Source organism: Amycolatopsis sp. NPDC114478 (genome assembly GCF_055633805.1).
This window is the reverse complement of the sequence record NZ_JBVKDO010000001.1, coordinates 834901-847946: the sequence shown is the minus strand read 5'-3', so window position 1 is coordinate 847946 and position 13046 is coordinate 834901. Positions and strand designations below refer to the sequence as shown.

The 13046-nt window shown below is 68.9% G+C and carries 12 protein-coding genes; 10 read left to right on the top strand and 2 right to left on the bottom strand.

Annotation, left to right across the window (positions count from 1 at the left end; genetic code table 11):
* Positions 1-350 precede the first annotated feature (350 nt).
* The 5 genes from ACZ7OH_RS04135 to ACZ7OH_RS04115 all read left to right on the top strand — a co-directional run bounded on the left by ACZ7OH_RS04135 (position 351) and on the right by ACZ7OH_RS04115 (position 6805).
* Entirely contained in the window at positions 351-2087 is a 1737-nt protein-coding gene (locus tag ACZ7OH_RS04135; RefSeq protein WP_470279487.1) for an ABC transporter family substrate-binding protein, read from the top strand.
* Positions 2088-2372: 285 nt separating this feature from the next.
* Positions 2373-4184, top strand: coding sequence for an ABC transporter family substrate-binding protein (locus ACZ7OH_RS04130; protein ID WP_470279486.1), 1812 nt, complete (start codon positions 2373-2375; stop codon positions 4182-4184).
* Positions 4185-4371: 187 nt separating this feature from the next.
* On the top strand, positions 4372-5388 hold the full coding sequence (locus tag ACZ7OH_RS04125) for an ABC transporter permease (RefSeq protein WP_470279485.1): 1017 nt from the start codon (positions 4372-4374) through the stop codon (positions 5386-5388).
* Position 5389: 1 nt separating this feature from the next.
* Positions 5390-6310, top strand: coding sequence for an ABC transporter permease (locus ACZ7OH_RS04120; protein WP_470279589.1), 921 nt, complete (start codon positions 5390-5392; stop codon positions 6308-6310).
* An 84-nt stretch (positions 6311-6394) separates the two neighbouring features.
* A complete protein-coding gene (locus tag ACZ7OH_RS04115; protein ID WP_470279484.1) occupies positions 6395-6805 on the top strand; it encodes a hypothetical protein in 411 nt (136 codons plus the stop codon).
* 54 nt (positions 6806-6859) lie between these two features.
* Here ACZ7OH_RS04115 and ACZ7OH_RS04110 read toward each other — a convergent pair whose 3' ends face one another.
* A complete protein-coding gene (locus tag ACZ7OH_RS04110; RefSeq protein ID WP_470279483.1) occupies positions 6860-8641 on the bottom strand; it encodes an ABC transporter ATP-binding protein in 1782 nt (593 codons plus the stop codon).
* Positions 8642-8754: 113 nt separating this feature from the next.
* Between ACZ7OH_RS04110 and mshB the strand changes: the two genes are divergently transcribed.
* The 4 genes from mshB to ACZ7OH_RS04090 all read left to right on the top strand — a co-directional run bounded on the left by mshB (position 8755) and on the right by ACZ7OH_RS04090 (position 11686).
* Entirely contained in the window at positions 8755-9600 is an 846-nt protein-coding gene (gene mshB, locus ACZ7OH_RS04105; protein WP_470279482.1) for an N-acetyl-1-D-myo-inositol-2-amino-2-deoxy-alpha-D-glucopyranoside deacetylase, read from the top strand.
* Positions 9597-9989, top strand: a complete 393-nt coding sequence (locus ACZ7OH_RS04100) for a hypothetical protein (protein WP_470279481.1) — start codon at positions 9597-9599, stop codon at positions 9987-9989. Before mshB ends, ACZ7OH_RS04100 begins: the two co-directional genes overlap by 4 nt.
* A complete protein-coding gene (locus ACZ7OH_RS04095; protein ID WP_470279480.1) occupies positions 9982-10761 on the top strand; it encodes a hypothetical protein in 780 nt (259 codons plus the stop codon). The genes ACZ7OH_RS04100 and ACZ7OH_RS04095 overlap by 8 nt, the downstream gene beginning before the upstream one ends.
* A 100-nt stretch (positions 10762-10861) precedes the next feature.
* Entirely contained in the window at positions 10862-11686 is an 825-nt protein-coding gene (locus tag ACZ7OH_RS04090) for a hypothetical protein (protein WP_470279479.1), read from the top strand.
* Here the strand turns inward: ACZ7OH_RS04090 and ACZ7OH_RS04085 are convergent.
* A complete protein-coding gene (locus ACZ7OH_RS04085) occupies positions 11661-12422 on the bottom strand; it encodes a site-2 protease family protein (protein WP_470279588.1) in 762 nt (253 codons plus the stop codon). The genes ACZ7OH_RS04090 and ACZ7OH_RS04085 overlap by 26 nt on opposite strands.
* A 263-nt stretch (positions 12423-12685) precedes the next feature.
* Here ACZ7OH_RS04085 and ACZ7OH_RS04080 point away from each other — a divergent pair, with 263 nt between their 5' ends.
* Positions 12686-12973 carry a WhiB family transcriptional regulator gene (locus ACZ7OH_RS04080; protein ID WP_167379630.1) on the top strand — a complete coding sequence of 96 codons (288 nt, stop codon included), beginning with the start codon at positions 12686-12688 and terminating at the stop codon, positions 12971-12973.
* Positions 12974-13046 lie beyond the last annotated feature (73 nt).

The following is a 13046-nucleotide window of genomic DNA, read 5'->3' as shown; positions in this document are numbered from 1 at the left end:
ATCCCGCCGGGAGGTTTTTTCGTTGCCCATCCGTCACGGTGGGTGGAGAATAGGCCGACGCGACGTCACGAATTCCGCCGTTCTTCTCCTTATATCTTTATAGGGGTCGCGGAGGGCTCGAAGCCTGGTGTTCACCACCGCGTGAATCCCGGCCCGTGTCCGGCGCGTGTTCGTTCCGCCGTTCCGGAACGGTCCGGGAACCCGGACGGTGGTTTGCGCGTCCTTTCCCATAGCGGCACCCAGGGGGGCCGGACCCGGCCGATCCGGGTGTGGGAATCTCGGTTCCGGCGGCGGACGCGGCCGTGGGAGCATGGCTGACCCGATCGGCGGAATCTGGGGAGGAACGGGGCGTGCGGGTGAATCGCAAGGCGGTGCCGGTGCTGGCGCTCGCGGCCGTGCTGGTCACCGCCTGCTCGAACACCCCGCCGCCACCGCTGGTGTCGTCGTCGGTGCCGCCGGCCTCGACCACCGGGAAGACGCCGTCGCAGATCGTCGTCGGGGTCGACGACGTGCTCGGCGGGTACAACCCGCACAACCTCGCCGACTCCTCGCAGGTCACCTCGGCGCTGTCGCAGCTGCTGCTGCCCTCGGTGTTCCGCCAGAAGGACGACGGCAGCACCCAGCTCGACAAGAACCTGATGAAGTCCGCCGAGGTGATCTCGCAGCAGCCGTTCGTGGTCGCCTACGAGATCCGGCCGGACGCGTCCTGGTCCGACGGTGCGCCCATCGCCGCCGAGGACTTCGACTACCTGCGCACGCAGATGCGCGACCAGCCCGGCGTGATCGAGCCCGCCGGCTACCGGCAGATCTCCGACCTGCAGTCCCGCGAAGGCGGCAAGCGCGTCGAGGTCACCTTCGCCAAGCCGTACCCCGGCTGGCAGACGCTCTTCTCGGACCTGCTGCCCGCGCACCTGCTCAAGGACGCGCCCGACGGCTGGCGCGGGGCCCTGGCCTCGAACTTCCCGGCCATCGCCGGCCCGTTCTCGATCAAGAGCCTCGACACCGCCCGCGGCGAGGTCATCCTCGAGCGCAACGAGCGCTACTGGGAGAAGCCCGCCGCGATCGACCGGATCGTGCTGCGCCGCTCGGACCAGAGCACGCTGCTCGCCGCGCTGCGCAGCGGCAACGACCAGTTCGCGCTGGCCAGGACCACCGGCGACGAGCTCAAGCTGCTCGGCGAGCTCGGCCCGGCCGTGCAGCTGCACACCGTGGCCCGGCCGCTGGTGGCCGACGTGCTGCTGCGCCCGGTCAGCGCCACCCTGCAGGACGCCCAGGTGCGGGCCGGGATCGCGGCGCTGATCGACCGGACCAAGCTGATCACCGAAGGCGTCAACGGCGGCCCGTCGTCGCAGCTCCACGCCGACGCGCAGGTGACGGCGCCGTCGGTGAAGGGCTACACGGCGACCATCCCGCCCGGCCCGCCGACCGCGCCCGACGTCGCGAAGGCCGAGGAGTCGCTGAAGGCGGCCGGCTACGCCAAGACCGCGGGCACCTGGCGCAAGAACGGCAAGGCGCTTTCGCTGGTCATCGCCTCGCCGGGCACCCAGGAGCCGTACGCGACGATCGCCAAGGAGCTCACCAGCCAGCTCGTCGCGCAGGGCGTCGAGGTCAACGCGATCACGCCGCAGCCGCGGGACCTGTTCAGCGGGTTGCTCGCGATGCCCGTCGTCAACGGGGTCCAGCAGGCGACCGGCGACTCGGCGGGCAGCGTCGGTGTCGACATCGCGGTCGTGCCGCAGGCGGTGGGCGGCGACACGGCTTCGGTGCTCGCCTCGACCTTCGGCTGCCGCCCCGAGCAGACCGCCGCCGGCGCCGACCGGGCGAAGCCCGTCGTTCCGGGCAATTCGGCGGGGTTCTGCGATCCGGCGCTGCAGCCCTCGATCGACGCGGCGCTCTCCGGGGCGACGCCGATCGCCGAAGCCCTGACCACCCTGGAGCCTGAACTTTGGCGCCAGAACGTGGTCATTCCGCTGTTCCAATCGGCTGACACCCTGGCGATCGGTTCGGGCATCTCGGGCGTGACCCCCGGTCCACCGATGGTGGGCCCGTTCGGGTCCGCCGTGAACTGGACTCGCGGCCCGAAGTAATCGCTCGGCTACGCATTCAGTACTACCGGGTGATCTTGACGCACGCCTTCGAGTGGGACTGGATGAATCCGTGAGGTAACCGTCGTATTTCTGGATGTCGGCTGGAAGTCACCCTTTGGTCACGATCGACCCTGAACTGGTGACTGTCGGTGCTTTTCCTTTCTAGCGTGCTCCCGCAGTGCGCCAGTTGAGTGTCGCTTGGCGTGTCGTAGGCTCCGGCACCAAACCGGAGCGGTGTGGGTCCTTGTCACAATTCAAGGGCTCAGTGCTAGGAGGGCACACTTCATGAGGAGAACCAAAGCAGTCTCCGCCTTGTCGCTCGTCGCAGGCGCCTCGCTGCTGCTGAGCGCCTGCAGCGGTGGCGACTCGGGCTCGGGCAGCACCGACCAGAACGGGTCGTCGACCGACGTCAAGGCGATGGCGGTCGGCAAGGCCGAGCAGGGTGACACGTTCAAGCTCGCGGACGTCAAGGGCTGGGACGGCACGGTCACGGTCGGGATCGACGACGGGTACTCCGGGTACAACAACAACACCCCGGACACCAACAGCTCGTACAACACCTACATCTTGACCGCCGTGCTCGAAGACGCGTTCGTCCTCGACGGCAACAACAAGATCCTGCTCAACAAGGACATCCTCGACTCGGTCGACGTGACCTCCAAGGACCCCCAGGTCGTCACGTACAAGATCAAGCCGAACCTGAAGTGGTCGGACGACGCCCCCTTCAACTGCAAGGACTTCTACCTGGCCTGGCTGGCGCAGAGCGGCCAGGCGAAGGGCGCCGAGGGCAAGAACCCGTTCGACGCGGCCTCGACCACCGGCTACGACAAGATCAAGACGGCGACCTGCAAGGACGACCTGACCCTCGAGACGGACTTCAGCGAGCCGTACCTCGACTACAAGGGCCTGTTCAGCGGCGTCCAGATCCTGCCGGCGCACATCCTCGAGCAGAAGACCGGCATCGCGGACATCACCAAGCTCGCGCCGACCGGTGACCCGGCCCAGCTCTCCAAGGCCGGCGACTTCTGGACGAACAAGTGGAAGGGCTTCGACAAGTCGATCATGCCGGCCTCCGGCCCGTACATGATCGACTCGTTCGACGCGAACCAGAAGTCCGTCACACTGGTCAAGAACCCGAAGTGGGCGGGCGGCAAGGGCGGCCCGGCCAAGCTCGTGGTCCGCGCCATGGAAGACACCAAGGCCATGGCGACCGCGCTGCAGAACGGCGAGATCGACGTCGCGGCGTCGACCCAGCCGGACGCCACCGCGGCCAACACGATGAAGGGCCTCGCGGCGCAGGGCGTGACCTACGGTTCGGCCTCGCAGCTGACCTACGAGCACCTTGACCTGCAGTTCAACCGCATGTTCAAGGACGACGCGCTCCGCAAGGCGTTCTTCGAGGTCGTCGACCGCAAGGCGATCACCGACAAGCTGCTCAAGGAAGTCCAGGCCGACGCGGCCCCGCTGAACTCGATCGTGTTCTTCCAGGGTGAAGAGGGCTACACCGACCTGTACGGCAGCAAGGCCGGCCTGGGTGCCGAGGCGGCGGCGAAGACGCTGACCGACGCGGGCTGGGCGAAGGGTGCCGACGGCATCTTCGCCAAGGGTGGCCAGCGGGCTTCGTTCAAGATCACGCACAACCAGAACGCCCGCCGCAGCCAGACCGTCGAGATCATCATCTCGCAGGCCAAGGCGGCCGGTATCGAGGTCAAGGACGAGACCGACGCCAACTTCCTCAAGGGTGGCCGCGTCTCGACCGGTGACTACGACATCGCCCTGTTCGGCTGGTCCTCCCCGCCGTTCAAGTCGCAGTCGCGCTCGATCTACGTCTGCCCGAAAGCCGGTGGTGACCAGAACTACCAGAACCTCTGCGACCCGAAGATCGATGAGGCGTTCAAGACCGCTGTGGGCGCGACCGACGAGCAGGTGAAGCTGCAGAGCTACCAGGCCGCCGACAAGGCCATCGCGGACAAGTACGCGACGCTCCCGCTGTTCCAGACGCCGAGCATGTGGGCGTTCAAGGGCATCGACCGTGCGTACATGCAGTCCTACAACGGTGTCCTGTGGAACGTCGGCGAGTGGGAGCAGAAGAAGTAGGGCTTGCCCCGCCTCTTCGTTCCCCTCGTTCCAGATGACCTGGAAGGTCCCGGGGCCCGGCCACGAGCCGGGCCCCGGGACCCACCGGAAGTAGCTGTTGACCGTAGGGTTACCCCCACTACGGTAGACAACCGGGCAGCGGTCCCAGCGCACTTCTGACGACCAGGCCCGGATGAGGAGCAGTTCGTTGAACCTGGTGATCTACATCCTTCGCCGTCTGGCGATATCGATTCCCGTCCTGCTGGTCGGGACCTTTTTGTCGTTCGTGATGGTCGCCGCCACCGGTGACCCGCTCGGCGAGCTGCGGCACAACCCGAACATCAGCAAGGCAGCCCTGGACTCCCTCTCCCACAAGCTGGGCCTGGACCAGGGCGTCGTGCCGCGCTACTTCAGCTGGCTCGGCGACTTCCTGTCGGGTGACTGGGGCACGTCCATCGCGCAGGGCAACGCGCTGCAGCCGGTCGCGCCGAAGGTGATGGCCGCGTTCGGCGTCACGTTCAAGCTGGTCGTCGGAGCCGAGATCCTCGCGCTGATCATCGGGATCATCGTCGGCGTCCTCGCCGCGGTGAAGCAGTACTCGATCATCGACTACCTGGCCACCACGCTGGCCTTCCTGCTGTTCTCCATGCCGATCTTCTGCATCGCGATCGTCCTGAAGAACTACGCGATCGAGATCAACGGCTGGGTCCGCGACCTCGGTCTGCAGGACGTCCTCGGCAATCCATGGCTACGCACGACCAGCCCGGAACAGCTGAAGACCGACGGCGTCGGGGACTTCATCACGAGCACCATCGGCGCCTACCTGCTGCCGACGCTGTCGATCATGGCGATCAGCTTCGCCGCGTACAGCCGGTTCCAGCGGGCCTCGATGCTCGAGGTGATGAACTCCGACTACGTGCGCACCGCGCGGGCCAAGGGCCTCGGAGGTGGCCGGGTCATCTTCCGGCACGCGTTCCGCAACGCCCTGATCCCCGTGACGACGCTGTTCTCGGTGAACTTCGGCTCGGTCCTCGCCGGGGCGATCATCACCGAAACGGTGTTCAACTGGCACGGTATGGGCACACTGCTGGTGGAAGCCGTCTCGAAGAACGACACTCAGGTGATGATGGGCTGGCTCGTGGTCATCGCCACCAGCGTGATCGTCGCCAACCTGATCGCCGACCTGGTGTACGGCATCCTGGACCCGAGGATTCGCGTTGGCTGACTTGAACTCCCTTCTCGCGACCGAGAGCGCGACCAAGGACGGAACCCTCCCACCGGAGGCGCTGCCCGAACCCCGGAGCCAGGGCAAGCTGGTGCTCCGGAAGTTCCTGCACCACAAGCTGGCCATGGCGTCGACCGCGGTGCTGGTGCTGATCGTGCTGCTCAGCATCATCCTGCCGCTATTCTGGAAGCACAGCTACGAGGACAGCTCGTTCCCTTCGTTCGCGAAGCCGAACGGCGACTTCCCGCTGGGCACGACGCAGGTCGGCAAGGACATGGTGTCGCAGATCCTGCGCGGCACCCAGTTCTCGCTGCTCATCGCGCTCACGGTGTCGATCCTGTCGACCGTGGTCGGCGTCGTGCTCGGGGCGCTCGCGGGCTACCTGCGCCGGTTCACCGACTCGGCGGTCTCGCGGGTGACGGACCTGTTCCTGATCATCCCGCAGATCGCCGCGGCGGCCATCCTGGCGAAGGTGTTCGGGAGCGGCTCCTGGTACATCGTCGCGCTGGTGCTGGCGGCGTTCGGCTGGATGCAGATCGCCCGGATCACCCGCGCCGAAGCGATGTCGCTGTCCCAGCGCGAGTTCGTCGACGCGGCTCGCGCCTCGGGTGCCGGCACGTTCCGGATCATCTTCAAGCACCTGGTGCCGAACATGGTCGGCAGCATCACGGTCAACGCGACCCTCGCGGTCGCGCAGGCCGTGCTGGCGGAAGCCGCGCTGTCGTTCATCGGCCTGGGTGTCCAGCTGCCGGACACCTCGCTCGGCCGCGTCATCCTGGAGAACTACGCCCAGCTGCAGACGCGGCCGGCGCTGTTCTTCGGGCCGTTCATCGTGCTCGTGCTGATCTCGCTGACGATCAACTTCATCGGTGACGGTCTGCGCGACGCCTTCGACCCGCGGCAGCGGAGGATGAAGGCCTGACCGCCTGAACGCGTGACGCGGGGGTGACCGGTTTCCGGTCACCCCCGCTTCCGTTTTCGCGCGATGACCAGGCAGGATCGCCTGGTGAGCTGGGTGACGAACATGATGCTGTCCACCGCGATGGAGGACTGGAAGGCCGTCGAGACCCTGAGCGAGTGGCTGCGCACCGAAGCGCCGCTCCGCCACGACTCCGCCGCCCTCGGCTGCGGCTTCCTCCGCAGGATGACCGACGGTGCGGAGCCGCCTTGGGGTGGCGGGAAGTACCCGGAGTGCGCGGTCTGGGCCGGCGTGCTCAACCACGCCGATCCGGAGGCGCTGCTGGGCCGGGTGCGGACGCTCCCGTGGTCGGTCCCGCACGCCGTACAGCTCTTCCTGATGGACCAGGAGCAGCTGTTCTTCCGCGTCTGGATGTTCCGCGACGGCGAGTTGCGCCAGTACGCCCCGGAGCAGCCGGACGAGGCGGACCCGGCCTTCGGCCTGCCCCACCACCCGTGAAACACCGAAGGCCGCCACCCAGGTCCGGGTGGCGGCCTTCGGCGTGAGCCGGTCTCAGTCGGCGACGGGGGCCAGCTTGCCGGCCTCCCAGGCCGCGCGGCGCTCGGCCTGCAGCACCGGGTCCGCCACCGGCGCCGCCGACAGCAGGCGGCGCGTGTAGTCCTGCTGCGGCGAGTGCAGCACCTGGTCGCGCGTGCCGACCTCGACGAGCTTGCCGTGCTGCATCACCGCGACGCGGTCGGCCAGCAGGTCGACCACCGCGAGGTCGTGGCTGATGAACAGGCACGCGAACTGCAGCGACTGCTGCAGGTCGAGGAACAGGTCCAGCACGCGGGCCTGCACCGACACGTCCAGCGCCGACGTCGGCTCGTCCGCGATCAGCAGCGCCGGGTCGAGCGAGAGCGCGCGGGCGATCGCGACGCGCTGGCGCTGGCCGCCGGAGAGCTCGTGCGGGTAGCGGTTCATGTAGTGCCCGCCCAGCTCGACCTTGTCGAGCAGCGAGCGCACGCGCGCGGACAGCTCCTTGCCGGACAGCACCTTGTGCAGCACCATCGGCTCGGCGATCGACTCGCCGATCGTCATCTTCGGGTCCAGCGTCGACGCCGGGTCCTGGAACACGATCGAGAAGTACCGGCGAAGCGGGCGAAGCTCCTTCGCCGACATCTTCGTGATGTCCTTGCCCGCGATCGCGATGGTGCCCTGGGTCGCCCGGAGCAGACCGACGGCGCAGCGGCCGACGGTCGTCTTGCCCGAGCCGGACTCGCCCACCAGGCCGACGATCTCGCCCTTGGCGATGGTCAGCGAGACGTCGTCGACCGCGCGGTTCTTGCCCTGACCGCGGCGGCCCGGGTACTCGAGCACCAGGTTTTTGATCTCGAGGGCCGGCGCGGCCTCCTCGATCACGGCCTCGAGCTCGGCGTCGGCCAGCCGGATCTCCTCGGCGATCTTGGCCGCCTCGGTGCTGTCGGGGGCGATCCCGGAGTCGTCGAGCAGCCGGCGCCCCTCCGGGCGCTGGCCGAGCACCGGCACCGCGGCCAGCAGCCGCCGGGTGTAGTCCTCCTTCGGCGACGCGAACAGCTCGCGCGACGGGGCCTCTTCGACGATCTCGCCCTGGTACATCACGATGACGCGGTCGGCCATGTCGGCGACGACGCCCATGTCGTGCGTGATCAGCACGATCGCCGTGTCGAGGGTGTCGCGCAGCTTGCGCAGCAGGCCCAGGATCTCCGCCTGGACGGTGACGTCGAGCGCGGTGGTCGGCTCGTCGGCGATGATCACCTTCGGGTCGCAGGAGATCGCCATCGCGATGACGACGCGCTGGCGCAGACCGCCCGAGAGCTGGTGCGGGTACTGCTTGAACCGCAGCTCCGGGTTCGGGATGCCGACCATGTCGAGCAGCTCGACCGCGCGCTTGTCCGCGGCGGCCTTGGAGATGTCCAGGTGCGAGCGCAGGGCCTCGCGCAGCTGCCAGCCGACCGTGTAGACCGGGTTCAGCGCGGTCATCGGCTCCTGGAAGATCATCGCGACCTGGTTGCCGCGGATCTTCTGCATGTCCTTCTCTTTGAGATCCGCCAGGTTGCGCTCGCCGAGGCGCAGCTCGCCGGCGATCCGGCTGGTCTTGGGCAGCAGGCCCAGCACCGACATCGACGTGACGGACTTGCCGGACCCGGACTCCCCGACCACGGCGACGATCTCGCCCGGCTGCACGTCGAACCCGATGCCCTTGACGGCGTCCACGACGCCGTCCTCGGTCTGGAACGACACGCTCAGGTCGGAGATCGACAGAACGGATCCGGACACGCCGGCGACGTCCGCCGAAGTTGCTTCAGTGCTCACCAAGATGCCCTTCGTGGGGGTACAGACGATCGCGACGCGGCGGTCGCGACTCGCGCGAGGATAACCGAGGGTGTCCCCGACTAAGGTCGGAGCACGGGAATTACGCTCAACCCGTGATCTCCCCGGTACCGCGCAGGCTGCTGCTCGTTCACGCCCATCCCGACGACGAGAGCATCACCACCGGCGCCACGATCGCACGATACGCTGCCGAAGGCGCCGAGGTGACCGTGGTGACCTGCACGCTCGGTGAGGAAGGCGAGGTCATGGCCGGCCTCGGCGAGCTGGCCGGGCTCGGTGCGTGGGCCGCCGACCAGCTGGGCGGCTACCGCGTCGCCGAGCTGCAGCGCGCGTGCGCCGCGCTGGGGGTGTCACGACATCGTTATCTGGGCGGGATCGGCCGGTGGCGCGATTCGGGCATGGCGGGCACGCCCTCGGCGTCGCACCCGCGGGCCTTCACCGGCGGCAGCGCCGAGGAGCAGGCCGCGCAGCTGGCGGAGATCCTCGACGAGGTCCGGCCGCAGGTAGTCGTCACTTACGACGCCTTCGGCGGCTACGGCCACCCCGACCACATCCGCGCCCACGAGATCACGATGGCCGCGGCTCCCCGCGCGGAGTCGGTGACGCGGGTGTTCCACACGGTGACGTCGCGCGACGCGGTCCGCGCCGGCTTGGCCGCGCTGCGTACCGGCGGGGACACGGTGTTCGCCGTGCCGCCGGACGACGAGCTGCCCGCGACGCCGGACGAAGAGATCACGACGACGCTCGACGTCGCCGCGTACGTCCCGGCGAAGCTGGCGGCGCTGCGCGCGCACGCGACGCAGCTGGCCGTGGTCGACGGCGCCGTCCCGTACTTCGCGCTGACGAACGAGGTGGCCCAGCCGATCCCGGCGCACGACTCCTTCGTCCTGGCGCACGGCCCGGCCGAGGGTGCGGCGGACGACCTGTTCGGCGGGCTGTGACCGTGCCGGAGCCCTTGACCTGGGACCAGCGGCTGCTCTTGGTGCTGCTCGTCCTCGACACGGTCCTGCTGGCCGTGCTGGAGCTGTTCTTCCTGCCGCTGCGGATCGGCGTGGTGCCGCTGCCGGTGACGGTCGTCGTCGGCGCCGTCACGACGCCGTGGCTGGTGTCGACGACGGCGAAGCTGGTGCGGCCCGGGCTTTCGTGGGTACCCCTCGCGGTGTGGGTGGTCGTCGTGTTCGGGCTCGGCCTGCTGGGTCCGGGCGGCGACGTGGTGCTGATCCAGGACTGGCGGGCGCTGGTGCTGCTCGGCGCGAGCGCGCTGCCGGGGGCGCTGGTGCTCGGCGGCGGGCTGGGCCGGGCGGCGGGAAGGAACTCGGGACGTGGCTGAAGCGATCTCCGACAAGCAGGTCGTGGCGGTGCTGCGGCCGTTCGTGCGGGCGTGCGGGCCGATGCTGGACGCGCTGCGCGAGTCCGACCCGTTCGGCCTGCAGGCGCGCGCGGGCGACGACTTGGCGGAGGTCGAGTCGGGTCTCAAGGCGAAGCTGATCCACGGCGTGACGTCGGTGAAAGTGCCGGGCACGGCGGCGTGGGCGCGGATGACGGGCTACGACCGGTCGAGCTGGTGGATGAACCGGGTGGGCCGGTTCACGGCGTTGCTGACGTCGATCCCGGGCTTGGGCGGCGCGCTGGCCGACCGGCTCCCGGTGCAGGACACGCTGGGGGCGGCGTCGCAGGGGCTGCTGCTGTGCGCGATCGCGGGCGAGTACGGCGTGACGGACGTCGGCACGAGGGTCCGGCTGATCGCGTGGGTGCTGTTCGAGCGCGACATCGACGCGGACCTCGCGGCGGGCAAACACCCGGACCACGACGAAGCGGCGGAGGCCGACGAAGCGGCGCGCCTGACCGAGGATTTGACGGCGTCGGAGAAGAAGCACGGCAAGGCGACGATCAAGGCCGCGGGCCGCACGCTCTGGCGGCTCGGCCGGGGGTTGCTCGGGATCACCGAGGAGCTGGAGAAGCGGCCGCGCGGGAACTTCTTGCACCGTGCGATCGGCATGTTGCCGATCGTCGGCGCCGCGGGTGACTACCTCGGTGAGCGGTCGGGGTTGCGAGAGGTCTGGAAACGGGCGCACGTCTGGTTGACCGAGCACCGCACGTGATCTTCCCGCCCGAGGAGCCGTAACAAGGCCCGGCCCGGCGCCGACTCCGGTCCACGCCTGGCGCACCGGCGCCGGATCCGGCGGCGGAAGGACCCATGACGTGACGATCTCCGACGGGCGAATCGTGGCCGTGTTGCGGCCGTTCGTACTGGCGTGCGGGCCGGTGCTCGACGCGCTGCGGGACTCCGATCCGTTCGGCGTGCAGGCGCGCGCGGCGGACGACCTGGCCGGAGTCGAGTCCGGCCTGAAGGCGAAGCTGATCAGCGGCGTGGCGTCGGCGAAGGTGCCCGGCACGGAAGCGTGGACCCGGATGTCCGCGCACGACCGGTCGAGCTGGTGGATGAACCGCGTCGGCCGGTTCGCGGCCCTGCTGACGGCGATCCCCGGTCTCGGCGGGGCGCTCGCTGACCAGGTGCCGGTGCAGGACACGCTCGGGGCGGCGTCGCAGGGGCTGCTGCTCTGCGCCGTCGCGGGTGAGTACGGCACCACCGACGTCGGCACGCGAGTCCGGCTGATCGCGTGGGTGCTGTTCCACCGCGACATCGCCCCCGGACTCGCCGCGGGCCACGACGAAGCAGCGGAGGCGCACGAAGCGGCCCGGCTGACCGAAGAGCTCACCGCGTCCGAGACGAAGCACGGCAAGGCGACGGTCAAGGCCGCCGCGAGCACGCTCTGGCGGCTGGGCCGCGGCTTACGCGGGATCACCGAAGAGCTGGAGAAGCGGCCCCGCGGGCGATTGCTGCACCGGGCGATCGGCAAGCTGCCGGTCGTCGGCATGGCGGGGGACTACCTCGGCGAGCGCTCCGGGCTGCGGCAGGCGTGGCAGAGCGCGCACGGCTGGCTGAGCGAGCACGCGCCGCCGCGCGGTGACCTTCCGCGCCCGGTGCCCGGCGCGAACCTCAGTTCCAGAACTGGAACACGCTGAACCCGATCTGCGCACCGTCCACATAGCCGCCGAAGGAGCCGAAGATCGCGTACGCCCCCTGCCACAGCGCTGTGTTCGCCGGCTTGAAGAACCACAGGATCGCGAACAGGATGATCGGCGCCCACGGCCGCACCTTCGCTCCGAGTTCGCGCGCCTGTGCGGGGAGGTACGGCTCGATCGCGCCCCAGCCGTCGAGGCCCGGGATCGGGAGGATGTTCAGGATGAACGTCACGATCTGCAGCAGCGCCAGGTAGGACATCGCGATCACCAGGCCGCCCGCCATCGGGACCAGCGACACCACCAAGGCCAGCGCCGCGCCCACCGCGAGGTTGCTCAGCGGCCCGGCCAGCGACACCCACGACGACGTCGCGCGGTTGCGCAGCGCGCCCCGGTTGATCCACACCGCGCCGCCCGGGAGCGGGATGCCGCCGATGATCAGGAAGATCAGCGGCAGGACGATCGACAGGACCGGGTCGGTGTACTTCCGCACGTCCAGCGTGAGGTAACCCTTGTGGGCGACGCTGTAGTCACCACCGCGGTAGGCGACCATCGCGTGCCCGAACTCGTGCAGCGACAGCGACGCCACCCAGCCGGCGGCGACGAAGATCACGACGCCGGCGATGAGCAGCGGATCGCGGTCGCGGACGAAAACCGTGTTGATGTCCCCGAACGCCGCCATCGCACCGCCGGCGACGGTGAGCGCGAGGATGCCGAGGAAGACCGGGCTGGGACGCACTGCTGACTTCTGCACGCTTCCAGTCTTCCGTATGCCCGGTGTGAAGTTACCGGCGTGTCCCCTTGCGCGATCGGGCCCGAACGTCCCCCGAACTCGCTACTCCGCTTGACCTGACCGCACTACACGGGTGTAATCACAGTGATGTCATTCGCCGCCTAGAGGGGACGGCGAGTGTCGTTTCACCACCGCCAGCCTGGGGAGTGCTAGGGAGCGAGGAGGCGGACGTGCGGTTGGAAGCCGATGGGAAGGAATGGGGGCACGTCATGAGTTGGGGCGAGATCCCGGAGCAGGCTCTGGGAGATCTCACCGAGCTCATCGATGCCACCGAAGAAGAGCAGGATTGGCAGGAACGCGCTCTGTGCGCGCAGACGGACCCGGAGGCGTTCTTCCCCGAGAAGGGCGGCTCCACCCGTGAAGCCAAGCGGATCTGCCTGGGCTGCGAGGTCAAGGACGAGTGCCTTGAGTACGCGCTGGCCCACGACGAGCGCTTCGGCATCTGGGGCGGTCTGTCCGAGCGGGAGCGCCGCAAGCTGAAGAAACGCGCGATCTAGAGGGGGAGTCACCGGTGATGCGTGGCGTCACCGGTGATTCCACGAGGTGAACACGGCGTGGGTTCACCACCGG

What these genes read in the sequence shown, in the direction of transcription:
- ACZ7OH_RS04130 (WP_470279486.1), top strand. Translation starts at nt 2,373, where the DNA reads ATGAGGAGAACCAAAGCAGTCTCCGCCTTGTCGCTCGTCGCAGGCGCC.
- ACZ7OH_RS04080 (WP_167379630.1), top strand. Translation starts at nt 12,686, where the DNA reads ATGAGTTGGGGCGAGATCCCGGAGCAGGCTCTGGGAGATCTCACCGAG.